At 34.8% G+C, this 15,861-nt stretch carries 12 protein-coding genes; 6 read left to right on the top strand and 6 right to left on the bottom strand.

The window, feature by feature from the left end:
- Window positions 1-3 precede the first annotated feature (3 nt).
- A complete protein-coding gene (locus JNUCC74_RS04520) occupies window positions 4-600 on the bottom strand; it encodes a hypothetical protein (RefSeq protein ID WP_454067080.1) in 597 nt (198 codons plus the stop codon).
- Window positions 601-1,277: 677 nt separating this feature from the next.
- On the opposite strand from JNUCC74_RS04520, the gene JNUCC74_RS04515 reads away from it, so the two are divergent.
- The 3 genes from JNUCC74_RS04515 to JNUCC74_RS04505 all read left to right on the top strand — a co-directional run bounded on the left by JNUCC74_RS04515 (window position 1,278) and on the right by JNUCC74_RS04505 (window position 2,923).
- Window positions 1,278-1,499: a DUF2829 domain-containing protein gene (locus JNUCC74_RS04515; protein ID WP_454067079.1), complete on the top strand. Its 222-nt coding sequence runs from the start codon at window positions 1,278-1,280 to the stop codon at window positions 1,497-1,499.
- A gap of 23 nt (window positions 1,500-1,522) precedes the next feature.
- Window positions 1,523-2,278 carry a 3-oxoacyl-ACP reductase gene (locus JNUCC74_RS04510; protein ID WP_454067078.1) on the top strand — a complete coding sequence of 252 codons (756 nt, stop codon included), beginning with the start codon at window positions 1,523-1,525 and terminating at the stop codon, window positions 2,276-2,278.
- 135 nt (window positions 2,279-2,413) lie between these two features.
- Complete coding sequence (locus tag JNUCC74_RS04505) at window positions 2,414-2,923, top strand: QueT transporter family protein (protein ID WP_454067077.1); 510 nt, start codon at window positions 2,414-2,416, stop codon at window positions 2,921-2,923.
- A gap of 1,126 nt (window positions 2,924-4,049) precedes the next feature.
- On the opposite strand, the gene JNUCC74_RS04500 is transcribed toward JNUCC74_RS04505, so the two are convergent.
- Window positions 4,050-5,206, bottom strand: a protein-coding gene (locus JNUCC74_RS04500; RefSeq protein WP_454065639.1) for an IS3 family transposase whose coding sequence is annotated in 2 segments (ribosomal slippage) — window positions 4,050-4,966 and window positions 4,966-5,206 — 1,158 coding nt in all. Because the reading frame shifts where the segments join, the coding sequence is not laid out codon by codon here.
- Window positions 5,207-5,371: 165 nt separating this feature from the next.
- Between JNUCC74_RS04500 and nheA the strand changes: the two genes are divergently transcribed.
- The 3 genes from nheA (at window position 5,372) to nheC (ending at window position 9,012) form a co-directional block, all read left to right on the top strand.
- Window positions 5,372-6,493 carry a non-hemolytic enterotoxin subunit A gene (gene nheA / locus JNUCC74_RS04495; RefSeq protein ID WP_454067076.1) on the top strand — a complete coding sequence of 374 codons (1,122 nt, stop codon included), beginning with the start codon at window positions 5,372-5,374 and terminating at the stop codon, window positions 6,491-6,493.
- Between the two features lie 31 nt (window positions 6,494-6,524).
- Window positions 6,525-7,712, top strand: coding sequence for a non-hemolytic enterotoxin subunit B (gene nheB / locus JNUCC74_RS04490; RefSeq protein ID WP_454067075.1), 1,188 nt, complete (start codon window positions 6,525-6,527; stop codon window positions 7,710-7,712).
- Window positions 7,713-7,935: 223 nt separating this feature from the next.
- Entirely contained in the window at window positions 7,936-9,012 is a 1,077-nt protein-coding gene (gene nheC, locus JNUCC74_RS04485; RefSeq protein ID WP_179104374.1) for a non-hemolytic enterotoxin subunit C, read from the top strand.
- A 200-nt stretch (window positions 9,013-9,212) separates the two neighbouring features.
- On the opposite strand, the gene JNUCC74_RS04480 is transcribed toward nheC, so the two are convergent.
- From JNUCC74_RS04480 to JNUCC74_RS04465, 4 genes are all read right to left on the bottom strand, one after another.
- A complete protein-coding gene (locus JNUCC74_RS04480; RefSeq protein ID WP_179104373.1) occupies window positions 9,213-9,920 on the bottom strand; it encodes a class C sortase in 708 nt (235 codons plus the stop codon).
- A complete protein-coding gene (locus tag JNUCC74_RS04475) occupies window positions 9,917-10,744 on the bottom strand; it encodes a class C sortase (protein WP_077319702.1) in 828 nt (275 codons plus the stop codon). Before JNUCC74_RS04475 ends, JNUCC74_RS04480 begins: the two co-directional genes overlap by 4 nt.
- A gap of 400 nt (window positions 10,745-11,144) precedes the next feature.
- A complete protein-coding gene (locus JNUCC74_RS04470; protein WP_454067074.1) occupies window positions 11,145-12,932 on the bottom strand; it encodes a SpaH/EbpB family LPXTG-anchored major pilin in 1,788 nt (595 codons plus the stop codon).
- 95 nt (window positions 12,933-13,027) lie between these two features.
- Window positions 13,028-15,727, bottom strand: a complete 2,700-nt coding sequence (locus JNUCC74_RS04465) for an adhesive domain-containing protein (protein ID WP_454067073.1) — start codon at window positions 15,725-15,727, stop codon at window positions 13,028-13,030.
- Between the last annotated feature and the right edge of the window lie 134 nt (window positions 15,728-15,861).

Here is a 15,861-nt window from a genome sequence, read left to right as displayed (position 1 = left end):
CTATCATTCACTTTCATTTTCTTTATTTACAAACTGGATTGTTTTTAACCAATCTATTATAAGGCTATTTTCTTTTTCAATATCTTTTGAGCAATTTTCATTCTCTTTGCTGCATTTTGACACATAAAAAACTTGTATTCCTCCTACACCACTCAAATTCTGTATATAGCTTGCAAGTCCAAATTCGCCATTTTCATTTAGTGATGCTATATATAATTCTCTATCTTGTAACTCTTCTTTTTTAAACTTCAGTTCTTCGTTAGAACTTTTCCTTAACATATCTAAAATGACTGTTTCATTTCCTTCTTTTTCAGCTGTATATGTAATATCTACAGATGATTCTACAGATTCCTTTTGAACCCCAATCAAATAACTTTCAAACCTCTCTTTTTCTAGTGCATATGACTTTTCACCAATAATTCCACCAGCCGGAAAATCCATTTTATATTTTCCAGTTCCAGACAAAAATGGGTAGTAGCCAGATCTTGTTTCTTCCGTTGATTGCAAAAAGTTTCGAGTAAATTCATCTTGAAAAGCTCTTACATCCGGTAAGTCTTCCACATTCATTTCTGAAGGTTTTCTTGTTTCTTTACTTTCCATTTGACAACCTCCTAAGAAAACTACTATTAAAAGTAGTAATAAAATGTATATTCTATCCTTCACATTTCAGCCTCCAATACGCATGGGGATTTTCCAAAATGATTCACATTTTTCAGTTATGTATAGTATATATTTGAAAATTAGCAAAGTGTAGCAGTAACTGAAAGATTTCCCAAAATAAGCTCTTAGACTCATGAGGAAAGATGGTTAATGGTGGGAGACTTTCATACAAAAGTATTGTTTTGTGAATTAGTGGAGATTGTATTACTTAAAAAATCGAGAAGTTTATACTAAGTGAGTTCCTATAAAGATCTATAGATGAATTCCTTGTGTATAAAATGAACCTTCATTCAGTAGGAGTTTTCTTCCATCTCCTACTGAATGTTAGTACCACAAGGGTATGACCTAAAGGCCCTTGAACGTATCGGGCATTTAGGTGCCGTTTTCTCCCACTTAGACCTTTTGTATCAACTTAAGGCTCTTGAAGTGGGAGTCTTACGGCACCTTACATGCGGGATAAAAAGTATATTCCCCCGGCTCATACGTTATTTACTTGCTTCAAGCTTTATGCCAACATATACTTGATTTACAGTTGCTTAATGTGGCTAGGTAAATTAATTATCGAACCATACAACTAGCTTATTTTAACTAAAAATATCGAACAAAGGATGATAAATATGACGTTTGAACAAATATTACCTGAATTAAAAGCTGGGAAAAAGGTCATTCGTAAAGGGTGGGATGGCGCTGAATTATATGTGAAACTTGTTGGGGAGAGCCAGCATGATGGAGAAAAACTCAATCCATACTTTTTAATTAATGTATCTGGTGAAGGTTACACGATGTTTACACCTACTGTATGCGACATTCTTGCTGATGACTGGAAAATTATAGAATGACAATACATCCATGGAGGTTTTAAATGAAATTTGAAGAATTTAGAGGACAAACTGTTTTTATTACTGGTGGTGCTTCAGGTATTGGAAAAGCACAAGCCATTGCTTTTCTAAAAAACGGTGCCAATGTGTTTGGTTTAGATAGGGATGAAGAAAACTTGAAAGAAATGTTCAAGCAATATGAGAATCACTTTGCCTATGCAGTTGGAAGCGTCGCTAATAAAAATGCAGTCCAGCAGGCTGTGAGACAAGCAATAAAGAAATTTAAACAAATTGATATTTTATTAAACACAGCAGGGGTTTTAGATGGTTATGCTAAAACATTAGAAACAGAAGAGCTGTTATGGGATAAAATTATGAATACAAATGTAAAAGGAACCTATTTTGTGACTAATTCTGTGCTTCCGCATATGCTCCAAAATGAAAGAGGAGTTATCATCAACATGGCATCTATTGCAGGTATTGTTGCCGGGGGTGGCGGTGCGGCATATACTGCTTCCAAGCATGCCATTATTGGTTATACAAAACAGCTTGATTATGATTATTGCAGAAATGGAGTACGCGCTAATGCTATTGCACCAGGTGCGATCAAAACGCCAATGAACAAAGCTGATTTTCTCGGAGATGGTCAAATGGCAAAGTGGGTCGCTGAAGAAACACCCGCCGGAAGATGGGCAGATCCATCGGAAGTAGCTGATCTAACACTGTTTTTAGCAAGTAAAGCTGCTGACTATATTCATGGCGTTGTTATTCCTATTGACGGAGGATGGACAAATAAATAATTCCTATTGCACTACCAGTCTTCTTTGGATATAATAGCTTGGCAAACTTATAAAAGTTGCACTGTGACACTTCCTTCTTTGGTCGCAGTTATTACTAAAATAGCTGTCAAGCTATTTTACAAAGGAGAATATAAAATGTATAAAGCAGTTTCCCATCCATCTTCAACCTCGATGATCTCAGAGCTAACTAAAATTTCTCTTATTTGTGCGCTCTATGTAATAATTACAGTATGGTTAGCTCCAATCAGTTTTGCTGCTATACAGTTTCGTTTTTCTGAAATGTTTAATTTTCTAGCACTGTACCACAAGCGTTATGTCATTGCAGTAACGTTAGGAGTTATCATTGCTAATTTCATGTCTCCTACATGGTTTTTAGATGTTCCCATTGGTGGTGTTGCCACTTTTCTTGTTTTAATTTTATGTAGATATGTAACCAAACGACTGCAAAATGACATTATAAAAATAGGTATAACTGCTATCATTTTCGCTATTTCCATGTTTACTGTTGCAGCACAACTAACTATTCTGTTTGACTTACCATTCTTTTACACATGGCTAACCGTTGGTGTTGGCGAACTATTGTCTATGACCATTGGTGGAGTGATCATTTATTGGTTGGCAAAGAAAATTGATTTCACAAAATAATTTTAATCAATTCAGATTTTAACATATAAGCAAGCCTCGAATAAAAGATAAGAGGCTTGCTTTTGTTATTAACCGGTTTTTGTTGACAAGGTAATTCAATCTTGTCATTGTATGGCCTCCTGCTCTTGCACGTGGTTCTGCCAAGAGCGACGATATAATCATTGAAGCAACTAGTCTAATTATTTTTATTTTACTGTTAACAACTGCGTTAGGATTCGATGCTTTGGTGGAGATATGCCGATTAAAAATAGAAGCTGCAAACTAGTAAACATAAGTCACCTTTTCTCTAAGCAAATAGGCTTCACTTCATTAAAAAGCGAATGATATCCCTATTTCGGTTTGATAAATATACATTCGTAACCCTTACCTTTCGTTCGTTGAATAGACATCAAGGTAAGGGTGATAAACTTTTTTAATATATTTGTTAATTTTGTAACCGTTATTTCATCAATTTTTAATTTTATTGCCATAATACACAAAAAATGTAGTATTATAGAATAAACCAATTGAACTTAAACGTAAATTATTTAATTATTCAGATGATTATAATGTATAAAAAATGAAAAGTAAACATATAGAACCATTATGTTTATCTCGTTCTTACTTTGTTTTTACTATTAACCCAAACAATTGTTACAGGGTAATTTAAAATTCTCCATTAGAAAAATAAGTTTCCGAAAAAGATAAAGTGATGTTCCATTTGACAAGCATTTTACTTCATCCCTTTACTGAATGTTAGTACCTATAAGGGTATGACCTAAAGGCTTTTGAATGAAATCAAGAATTTAAGTGCCGTTATCTTCTCGATATTTTTTCGTATTCTCCATAATTCTTGAATACGGTACCTTACATTCGGGATAAAAAGTTTACAGGCATACACATCACTTCTTAACTAAGTTAATAACTTTAATATTCTTATATATGGATCTACGTCAATATTTAGGACACAAAAAAGTTAACTTTTTATTGCGCTTTGAAGCTTTACATATATATGTGAAGACTTGACATGGATCCTCTGTGGGTGTGGTGATTTGCGAAAGAAGAAAGGTTAGTAAAACACGCTAGGCAAAAGCCTACCACGCCCACCTCTCCAAGTAAAGCCGTGTTCTAATATTAATTGGTGCAGTTATGCTGCTTGATGGAGCGCTGAATCTTCCATCTCTTGTGGAGTCAGATAGCCAATGCTACCATGTATTCTTTTACGATTATACCAACCTTCGATATATTTAAATAACTCTACTCTCGCAGCGTTGAAATCTAAGTATTGTACATGATTTACTTCTTCTTTCTTTAAAATTGCATGAAAAGACTCGATACAAGCATTGTCATAGGGGCTTCCCTTATGACTGAAGGAGTGCGTCATCTTATAGCTCTGAATCTTTTCTGCAAAGGCATCGCTTGTATATTGTGAACCTAAATCGGAATGGAACATGACGCCATCATTAGGTTTCTGTGTGACATAAGCATTTTCTAAAGCTTTCTCTACCAATTCAGTCGTCATCGAACGTCCAAATGAGTACCCAATCACCTTTCTAGAATGCAAGTCTAAAACAGACGCAAGGTAACACCAGCCATCACGCAGTGTGTGAATATACGTGATATCGCCAACCCATTTTTGGTTGATTGTTGTCGTAGAAAAGTCTCTGTTAATGATATTTTCTCGTTCTTCCACCTTTTCTTTACTGGGTGTCGGACGGAATTTTTTAACGATAATAGAACGGATACCAGCTTTTTTCATGAAGCGTTGAACTCGCTTTAAACTGATTTTGTAACCTTGTTTTTCAAGGATTTCATGTATTTTTGGCGCACCATATCGTTTCTTACTTTCTTTATGAATCCGGACAATCTTTTCCGTGAACTCACGGTTCTCATGATCGCGATTCGACTCGGTCTTATTCAAAGATTGGTAGTAGGTACTTTTCGGTATATCAAGCATTTCGCACATGGTACGAACGGGATAATCATCTTTATGTTCTGTAATAAATTCAGTTAGTTCTGAGTCACTTACTTTCGAGCGAATATGGCCATAGCCTTTTTTAAGATTTCAAGCTCCTGTTTCAAACGAAGGTTCTCTTTTTCAATGGCATCGACTTCTTTTGGAGTGATCTCCTTACCGTCAGTTCCTTCAATTGGAGTTAAATCCTTAATCCATTTATAGATAGTTACATCTGATACGCCATACTCGCTGCTTAAATCTTTTACAGAATTTCCATATTGATAAAGATCAACAACCATCTTTTTAAAATCATCGTTATATCGTTTGCCATTATTTCTGGTACGCATGGGACACATCCTCCTTGAAATTCATTGTATAAAATTTAACTTAGATGTGTCCATGAAACTATACTAGCATCAATATTAAGTTAAAATAAACTGGTTAATCTTGCTAGAAAGCTATTCATATTAGCTAAATACTACAGGATTGTCAGCCAAGGAGGAGATTTTTCAATGAAGAAAAAATTAGTAGCATTTTTTATGGTTTTGGCTATCATTTTAAGCACCATGATCCCCCAAAATGCTTTAGCCGAAACAAACAAAGAACTTAGATCAATCACATTCTCCAATTGGATAAGGTCATTAGGATCACAATACCCGCTGTTACAATCATACGGACTTGTTGTTTTAAAACAGCCAACCCTTGATATAAAAAACATGAGCAGTTTAACTAACCATCAACAAATTGCTAGAGAGAATGTCCGTGAGTGGTTGGATGAATATAGTCCGCAACTAATCTATTTAAATGAAAACATGAATGGTCTAAGTCAACGGGTTGATCAATACTACACTCGCTTATATGAATTAGCTGGAGAAATTGATAATAATGAACAAGCAAAAATAAACTTTTTAAATAGATTCAATCGGCTTCTAGGCAATGTTGAGGATATGCAAGCAGATTTAAAACGCACCTCCTTAGACCTAAATGCCTACAAAGATCTTCTTGATTCTGATAGCAAGGCATTTTCTGAAAAAGCAACGAAAGCAGTTGAATTATTGAATGGACATAACAGTGAAGCGATACAAATAAGAGAAACTGTGAAGGGTCTATTAGCAGAAATCCAAGATGAGCTTATTAAAATTATCACTAATCCAGATGAAGTATATGATTTTTCATTTAGATTTGGTAAGTTACTTTATAATACGGTTAAAACAAGTGCCGAAACTCAAACAGTTGATGTTGCATCCATTGAAGCTATTAGTAAAGAAATAGCGAATGCTACTAGCTTTAAAACAAAACTATCAGCTACAACCATCCAGCAAAAACAACAGGAAGTAACCGCACTAATGAAGAAACTATCTAAATTTGAGCAACAAGCAACAGAAGTTACAATCGTTGAAGATCAAATCATTGGTTTTGCTGAAATGGTGAAACGGGAGGTTGCTATTTTTGATTATATTGTCAATGAATTTACAACTTTAAATAATATCATGGACAAGTTAAAAGATAATGTGCTTTCTGGAGAAATAAATCCTTCTGAACTGCAAAGCCAATTAAAGTACTTAAAAGAAATTATGTTGCAGATCAACAAACAGACAGAACAATTTGAAGGTTTTACCACAAACATAAAGTAAAAATTCAGCTCTCTTGTTAGGAGGAATCAAATTGTCCAAAATATATAAATCTTTTCTTCTTCCGATAATGGCAGTAACAATCGTGTTTAGTAATGTCGTACCTTCCTATGCCTATGCAAAAAACACAACACAAGAGCAAGCTCAAACAGATCCAACCGACATATACAATAAATTTGAATTAGGTCCGGATGGTCTTAGAGAAGCGATGAAAACAACCGGATCCAATGCACTGGTCATGGATCTTTATGCGTTGACAGTCATTAAACAGCCCAATATAAGCTTTAAATACGTAAATTCCATTGAAACAAATTTACAGAAAAAAATATTAATGGATCAGGACAACGCAAGAGAAAATGCAAAGGAATGGCTCGATCAATTAAAGACGCAATTAATTGCAACGAACGAGAATATTATTAATTATGATAATAAATTTGAAGGGTATTATAATAAGTTATTAGAAGCTACAGAAAACAAAGATACACAAGCTTTAACTGCAAGATTAACAAGACTTTCTAATAGCGTTTTGGAAAACAAACGAGAAGTCGATAAGTTAATTGTTGATTTAAAACAGTTTAGAGAAAAATTACAAACCGATACACAAAAATTAAAAGCAAACACTAACCAATTATCGACCATTTTAACGAGCCAGGATACAGGTATTCCACTTTTTCAAAAACAAATTGACGCATATTATGAATCGATAAGTAAATATAACAATATCTTGATAGCATCTTCAGTAGCTACTGCAGCAGGACCAATTGCCATTGTAGGTGGTGTAGCTGTACTGGTTACAGGTGCCGGAACCCCTCTTGGTATAGGTTTAATTGCTGGAGGAGCAGGAGCAACTGGAGGAGGAATAACAGGAATTGTGTTAGCTAAACAAGGAATAGATCAAGCGCAAGAAGAAATTAAAGTTCTTACCGGAAATATTGAAGAAGCGCAAATCCAGTTGGCTAGTATAACTGCAATCAAAAAGCAAATGGAATTCTTAACAGATACAATTGACCTTGCTATCGATTCCTTACAAAATATATCTACTCAATGGAGTACAATGGAAGCAAAATATAGAAGCTTAGTTAGTAACATCGATATAATGGACCCGGAAGACTTTGAACTTTTAAAAGAAGATTTAGTAATTGCTAAAACGAGTTGGAGCAATATTAAAGACTTTGCAGAAAAGTTATATGTAGAAGAAATTAAAATAGTAGATCATCAATAAGTATAGTTGGGGGAAGTACTTACAAACATACTTCCCCTATGAACAAAAGCTAGAACCGCTCGGTTAGCAACATACAACCGCAGAACCTCTTATGAAATCAAGTGAAACTTCATTCAAGGTTTAAGCGCTTAAACTTGGGCAATGCTATTTTTGAAAAAGATATCCCACTATGTACTAATTTTATAATCTCCTAGAAAATAAAATCCAAAAGTGGGTGATGACGATGAAAAAGGGTCAAATTAAAAAAATAATCGTAGCAATGATCACGATTATTTTTACAATGACTTACGTATTTCCACCAAATATAGTAACTGCTCAACAACAGGGAAATGAACTTGGTCCGGATAATTTCCAAGAAAAATTAGAAACTGCTGCTTCAAGCATTCTTGTTATTGATTCTTATGCACATTCCGTTATCGACAGTCAATTACCCCAATTAAATGGAATAAGCTCTGTTGATAATCATTTAAAAGTAAATATACGTACTAACTTTACAGATGCTCAAGAAAATGCTACTTATTGGTTAGATCAATTAAAACCAAATATTAGATTATCCATAAAAACAGTAGTAGATTTTAATAAAACCTGGCAAGATCATTATAATCATTTATTAAATGCAATTGAGCAAAAAAATGAACAGCACGTACAAAAAGAAATAGAGGAATTGTATCAAACAATTTTAAGAAACAGTGAAAAAGTTGATGATATGATAAAGGATTTGACGACGTATCGAGATAGCATTAGCGAAGACGTAAAGCACTTTAAAGAAAATTCTAATCAATTGCAAGTTGTATTATCACAATCAGATGCCAGCATCCCGATGTTAAAAGAGCAAATTGAACATTATCACAGGATCATAGAAAATGCGAAGTGGAAAATAGGCGGTGGAGCAATATTATGTGGACTTATTATTTTTTGCATTGCCGGAGGACCAATCATAGCTGAAGCTGTTAAAGAAAAAGACAACGCAGAGAGCCAAATTGCTAGTTTACAAGCGCAAATATCAGGTATAGAAAAAGAAGTAGTTATTATAACAGACATAGAAAATAAGCTTACCACTCTGGCAGATACCATTGATAAAGCCATTGACTCGCTTCAAAATATTTCAAATCAGTGGCATGTTATAGCTGCAAAATACTGTCATCTCGTAAATAACGTTGCTGTTTTTGATGCACAAGATTTTGAGTTGTTAGAAGAAGATGTAAATATAGCAAAAACCAGCTGGGAACAATTAGAACAATTTGCCACTAAGGTGTTTGAAGCACTGAAAAAAGAAAATATGATCGAAACTATTGGATAACCATGTGAAATGCAGCAGAGCTAAGAGTTTAGAATATAACATCCTGCTCATGACGGTCGTGCATTTCTGTCATGAGCTTATTTTTACTGTATGTACCATATTTATCCTTGTCAAGTTTTGATTTTTCAATTCCATCGTATTTTATAACATTTCGTTTCCTCATTACTATATTGATAGCATAGCAGTTTTTCAGCCAAGCTTTATTTTCCCTTAACTACCTTCTCCTCATCTGCTCGCTCAGCTTGTATCAATAGTCGTTGATAATCAGTAGGGTAAGGATGACATGTAAATAATGTGGCCAAATCCCGATTTTCTTGAATTTCCAATGCTTCTGTTTCTTGTGGGTTGATTACTTTCTGACCAAATACACGATAAGTGAGTGTTCCCGTCATCGTATGTATATAAAAAAGATCACCTTCCTTTAACTCATCAACATGACGAAACATTGCCTTCGTGCCCATACCACGGTGACCGGCTAATACCGTATGGTTACTCTTTCCACCAACAGGAAGAGAAGACCCTTCTATTTGTCCGATTCCTTTTGCTAAAGTTTTCTCAGAAGCTCCTAAAAAAATCGGGATAATTTCCCCCAACTTTGGAATTTCAATCGCGGCAAACACCTCATCATCATCAAGTCCTAAGCATTCTTTCAATGCATGCAGTTTTTTTTCATTATCGGCAAACGGGTCACGAATTCCAGAGCGATTATAATAAATCTTTTCATTACATGCGGAAGCTCGCTTCATCAATTCATCTATTTCTTGATCAGTCTTATTCTCTAAACTATCTTGGAATTCATCCACCTGTTGCTTTTGTAGGTAACTGTTAATCAGCTTAGCGACATGAGGATATACAAGAATAGCTAAACCAATCACAAACAACAAGGTAATTGCTTTTTTCCCTTTCATCTTACCTCCACCTGCTTCCTCCGTTTTCGCCGTTTCATACCCCAGATGACCAATAGTAGAAAGAAAATACCTAATCCAATTACAATCCATAAATTATCATTTGCTTCTGCTGATTCTACTTTGGATGGATCGTAAGGTACACGCTTGCCCTTTACTAGCATGCGATGTGTATTTATCATATATGGTTCACAAGTAAGTAATGTTACAATTTCTTCATCATTCTTCATTTTTAACCATTCCGTTTGATGGGGTAAGACAATGTCTACATCAAATACTTCATACGCAAACGTTTCATTCAATACGTTTATGTAAAATTGATCCCCTATCGTTAAATCATCTAAATTGCGAAATAACTCAGCACTTGGTAAGCCTCGATGAGCTGTTAATACACTGTGAGTACCTGGTTTTCCAGTTGGCAGCGAGGAGTTCTCTAAATGTCCAACCCCTCGCGATAAAACCTCTTCACTTGTTCCATGGTAGATAGGAAGAAGTAAATCAATTTTGGGAATCTCAAGACTGCCAATTGCAGGTCCGACATTTAAAGCATCATAATAACTTTTATTTCCTGCCGTGGTTTCCTTAGATGCTCCCCCTGTTGAAAAAGGATCGACAAAATCTATCTCAGAATCCCTTAATTTTTCATTATGTTTATCTGCTTTTTCCTTTTCCTTTTTGATCGATTGCTTATCCATCTTGTCAATCGTTTCTTCGTATTCTTTGACAACGGATTGATGTACTTTTGTCGATAAAATATTACTTATCATAGGATAGGAAAAGATACCTAATCCAACTAAAAATAGAATACTAACTATTGCTCGTTTCATCGTTTTCCCTTCCTATCGTAAATAAATTTTATGTACAGCAAACTTTTGAAATGTAGTGTTCTTCACTTCTCTTACAGTTCTACTTTGATTCCTCTCATTCACAGTTTGGATATGAACCCATTTTCAAGCTTAAGATTCGTTTCAACAACTATCGACAATCTGGTTCTTTTGTTGTTCTCTCTCTTCAACGCTCTAGTTCCTTATTCCGATTCTATCGTTTACCTTTACAGTATTGTGTTCGACTTTAAATAGTTTTGTTACAGCTTTATCGTAACTAGGACTGAGTTTATAGCTATCCATTTCTGGCTTGTCTTATTCCGAATTCATAGATTCTTGCACAAGAGGTAAATAATGGAAATAAGGAGAGAAAAAATTCTCTCTCCTTACCGTAATTTACTGTTTATTGTACTGTAGCTTGCTTTTTACGACGAAAGTACAGTGCTGTTGCTACTGCCATAAGCGTTAGACCAATAAGTGTAAATAGAATGGTACCGATTCCGCCTGTTGTCGGTAGTTCCCAAGCGGATTTGGAGTTCTCGATTTTATATTCTAAAACTTTGTCGTTTTCTACCTTGACTTCTACAGGTTTGGATAGTAAACGATATGATTTTTTATTACCTCCATCATCGGTATACGTAGGTGCTTTTGTTTCATGTAATTGATACTTTCCTGGGGTAAGCCCAGTAATAGAGAATTTACCTTTTTTATCTGTTGTTAAATTTTCTAGCTTGCCATTAAAAGCCTTTCCATTTACCTTTACAACATTTCCAGAATTGCTTGTATCGATGACATGACCTTTCATATCCGTTAACTTAAATTCAGCACCTTCTAATTCCATTGCATTGTCAGAAGCGTCTACTTTAATCACCTTTAATCCACCTTCAGTTGGAGTTACAACGGATGGTTCTTCTGGTTTAGCTGGTTTTTCCGGTACAGTGAACGAACCTTTGTTATTATCAAAGTGGAGTTTTGCTGTGTTATCAATACCAATTTCTCCATCTTTTAATTCAGCATCTGGTTTAATTTTTGCAGTAAAGGTAATTTTAATCTCTTGTCCCGGTTTTAATTGACTTAGGTCTTTTACTTCCCAACTTAAGGTTTGACCATTTTGTTTAAAGATAATATTAGACTTATCTGTTCCTTCAACTGTCCATCCGTCAGCAATGCTGCCATCGTTGACAAAACTTAGACGTTCATCAAGTGTATCTGTTACACCAATCCTTTTATATGTGTTTATATCTTTTGGTGTTTGAATGGATAGGTTATATTTATATTCCTTGTCGCGGTCCATATAAATATGTTTTTTTCCTTCTGCATCCTTATCGATTTTAGGAGTAATGTAGTTGATAACCTCTCCTTTTTTGTTGACAAATCCCTTCACTGGAGTCCACTCTACAACAACATCTTGTTGATTTCCCCCGGATTTTTTCACTTCAAATGGGATTTTTGTTGTATTTAGAGCATAACCTTTAGGTGCTTTAATTTCTTGGAAGTAATACTTTCCTTGACCTAGTCCATCTACTTTAATTTTTCCATCTTGTCCAGTAGTTAGCTCACCGATTTCACCATTTTTCCCCTTCGCTGATGTACCATCTTCATTAAATAATTTAAATACTGCTCCTGGTAATGCGTTTCCATCTTCATCCTTTTTCACTAACTCTACAGCTGAGCGAACCGTTTCGTTTTTTGGATACACATGAACATCATAGTTTAAAGTAGTACCATCTTTACTTGTCATTGGAACATCAACATAAAATGGTTCTGGATTTAAGATGACATGTGCTGGTCCATCTGTTTCTGTAACTTGATAACGACCTAACTCCAATCCATCTGCTTTTGTAAAGACTACTTTTCCTTTTACAGTTTCTTTATGGATTGTCTTTCCGTTAGTAATTGGTTCCCATGATCCTTCGCCATTTTCTCCACCATTTGGATCATATTTATGAGTTTGTTTTAAAGTAAACATGACTCCATCTACCGGTTTTCCTTTTGCAGTTTGTCCAGGTAAACCCGTTCCTTCTTCTCCCGGTTTAGTACCAGTTTCCTGTTCAAATTTATGAATTGTTAATGTCGGGTTACTTTCATTCCCCCTTACTTCCTTAGCAAAAGCTATTTGTGGAAGAAATAGGGATAATATTAAAGAAACGATTAAAGCAAAATTTAACGTTTTTTTCTTTGACACGTTCATCTTCTTTCTCCTCTCATTAATTTTTTTATTTAACATCTTAGAATTCTATGTTTTCCCCCTGTTTGGCCATCACCACCTTAAAAGAACATTACTATTTATTTGTCTGCTGAAGCATTGGACTGCTTTTTCTTTATGAAAAGTAACCATGCTCCAATCATTAACATAGCTCCTAATAAATAAAAGAGAATCGTACCTATTCCACCAGTATCTGGCAAGCTCCAGCCAGATTTACTGTTTTTAATTTTACGTTCTACATTTAACTGATCTGCTTTAATTTGCACATCAATTGGCTTCTTTAATAAACGATAGTCTTCCGGGGCTTTTGTTTCTTCAAGTTGATAGTTACCCCACTCTAAGTTTTCAAAAGTGATTTTTCCATCATCGCCCGTTTCAGCAGTCTCAACTACATTTCCATCTTTATCTTTTAATACAAATGTTGCACCTTTTAGCGGTTTGTTTTGTTCACCAACTTTTATTACTGTTAATGTACCTAATTTTTTCTTGTAAATATAACGAACAATCTGCGGTTCTTTTTTGAACTCTCCAGTTGCTGATGCCCCTTTTTCATCTACTTTGACAAATTCATAACCAGGAATATCCTTTTCCTTGGTTATATAGGTGTCACCAACTTTCCCTGTAAATACTTCCCTTTCCGCTATCTCATTTCCAGCTTCATCCACATAGATGGCTGTCACATTCCCAGCAATCAAATCAGACGTTTTGATATAACCGAACCATACCGTTTCTGTTGCTTTATCTGGTTTCAGCTTAACCTTTGTAGGATTTTTACCTACATATAAGGTGTAATCTTTAACATCCTCCGCAAAAACATCATAGGACTCATAAAATTTCAATTCTTCTTGATTCTTTTCTTTATGAAACGTCTTATAAAACTGCTCTGCTTGAGATGGAGCAGAAACGACATTACCGTTTTTATCCACAGGCTTACCGTCTAAATTCACACGATATCCTTTTTTAACAATTTTTCCTTTATCGATTCCTACTTTAGGAATGGGGAATAGTTTCGTCTGTGAATGACCATTTGGATCTTTATAGTTTAATGGTGTCTCACCATTCGTTGGGTATAATTCATTTCCTTTTGGATGTTTATCCCAATCCATATTTATCTTGTATTTTAATGTATAACATTCGTTTTCCTTGATACTGCCAATATTCCATGTAAATGTTTCCGTACGATCATTCCATTTTATGTTTCCATGACTTACCGTAAATTGTTGCCCGTTATAGCTTCCATCTTCTACAAGATTAAACATTTCTCCCAGAGGATCCGTAACAATGGCATCATGTGCCGCATGATTTAACAGACCTGTACCAATTTCAGTAAAAATCTGTTTTAATTCATCTCCACTGCCCTCATAATAGCCTCTGTTTTGACTATTTTTTAATACATAAATAGCTTCTTCGTATCTGGCAACATCTAATCCGATAGAATAAATATCGATACCAGAATTTATAATATGAGCTGCTTCGGACATTGTCGCAATTCCGTTTGTCTTTACTTTGAATCCGTTGACCCTATATCTATCCCCTTCTAAGTAATAAGAGCCTCCAGTACCAATCGGCTCATCATAATCAAAATCTGAAAGAATGAAATTATACTTACTTCCCGACCACATATATGGCATTGCTTTTTTAGCTCTAAAACTAAAGGTAGGGTCTCCATCACTTAATAAGACAATTGTTTTGTAATCTGCATCGCTTTTATTAAGTAATTGTTTAGCTTTATGAAGTCCTGCTTGGATATTAGTGGCTCCATCATCTTCACCTGTTACATAAATTGAATGAATATCTCGCTTTAGTTTCCGTTTACCACTATAGTCTGTAAAACCTGTATGTTTATCTGCATAAGTGCCAAACGGAACTAATGCAATTCTTGTTGTTGAATCTTCCGTTAATAAATGATCAACAAATTTTTGTGCAGCCTGTTTTGCTTTATAAAGTCTCCTTCCTTCCATCGTATTGGAGCGATCAAACACTAGCACAACATCTGACTTTTGTTTTAATTTTTTTCCTTGAGCAGTTAATTCTATCTCCCATTCCCCATACTTACCAGTTGGAGTAGCCTCTTTTGTTAATTTTAATGACCCCGGATTTGGCCAATTTGTATTTACTTTTGCAATGTTCTTTGGAGATGTAATAGGCAATGAATTGTTATGTTCCTGTCCCTGAGACTTTTTTGGCTTAGGTGTTGGTTTATTCTTTACTGATGGAGTTATTGTTGCTGTTTTTGCAACCTCTTTTTTGATTTTTTTGTCAGGTTTTTTATCTTTTTCTTCTTTTCCTAATTCGTTTTTTGGAGAATCCTTTTGCTGATTTGTGCGATCAGATATCTGTTTTACTTGAAATGAATATTCTTTCTCAAACACTACATCCCCGTCTGTCTTTCCAGTAATAGCTAAAGAGTTATCGGATTGTTTTAAATTCGTTAATACAAATGCAGCTTGTTGGTCCGTGACATCTGCTTGCCAATTTAGCGTTATTACATGCTTTTTTGCATTGTAGTCCAAAATAACTCCTTGTTGCTGTACAGACTTTGTCTTTTCCTCATTATAAGAAGTGCCTTTTGGAAGTTTAATTTCAATAAAATCAAATTGATCCCCTTCTAATTGAATTTGGACAACTACTTTCTCGGTAGTTGCATCCGAATTTGTTTGAATATTTAAGTTGGGTTTGTTATCTAACTCAGCTGCAAACACTGTTGGTGTAAACCCTTGTAATATTAGTAAAAGAATCATTAAAAGTAATGCTGTTGTTTTCCATCTACTGTTTGCCATCAATCTTTCTCCCTCCCCTCTTCCTTACCATAAATTACATCTAATATATTAAACATCTGAACTAAACAACTGCTAAACATTACTAACAATAGAACAAGCACTTGTTTAACAACATAAAACTTTATTCGTAGAGT

The organism is Cerasibacillus sp. JNUCC 74 (genome assembly GCF_053667775.1).
Note: the sequence above shows the minus strand (reverse complement) of the source record. Positions and strands in the feature narration are given on the sequence as shown.

Excerpts from the sequence above, each read along its gene's own strand:
- JNUCC74_RS04480 (WP_179104373.1), bottom strand. The coding sequence starts at position 9,920 with ATGAAAGGGAAAAAAGCAATTACCTTGTTGTTTGTGATTGGTTTAGCT.
- JNUCC74_RS04515 (WP_454067079.1), top strand. The coding sequence starts at position 1,278 with ATGACGTTTGAACAAATATTACCTGAATTAAAAGCTGGGAAAAAGGTC.
- nheA (WP_454067076.1), top strand. The coding sequence starts at position 5,372 with ATGAAGAAAAAATTAGTAGCATTTTTTATGGTTTTGGCTATCATTTTA.
- JNUCC74_RS04510 (WP_454067078.1), top strand. The coding sequence starts at position 1,523 with ATGAAATTTGAAGAATTTAGAGGACAAACTGTTTTTATTACTGGTGGT.
- JNUCC74_RS04465 (WP_454067073.1), bottom strand. The coding sequence starts at position 15,727 with ATGGCAAACAGTAGATGGAAAACAACAGCATTACTTTTAATGATTCTT.
- JNUCC74_RS04475 (WP_077319702.1), bottom strand. The coding sequence starts at position 10,744 with ATGAAACGAGCAATAGTTAGTATTCTATTTTTAGTTGGATTAGGTATC.
- nheC (WP_179104374.1), top strand. The coding sequence starts at position 7,936 with ATGAAAAAGGGTCAAATTAAAAAAATAATCGTAGCAATGATCACGATT.
- JNUCC74_RS04505 (WP_454067077.1), top strand. The coding sequence starts at position 2,414 with ATGTATAAAGCAGTTTCCCATCCATCTTCAACCTCGATGATCTCAGAG.
- JNUCC74_RS04470 (WP_454067074.1), bottom strand. The coding sequence starts at position 12,932 with ATGAACGTGTCAAAGAAAAAAACGTTAAATTTTGCTTTAATCGTTTCT.
- JNUCC74_RS04520 (WP_454067080.1), bottom strand. The coding sequence starts at position 600 with ATGGAAAGTAAAGAAACAAGAAAACCTTCAGAAATGAATGTGGAAGAC.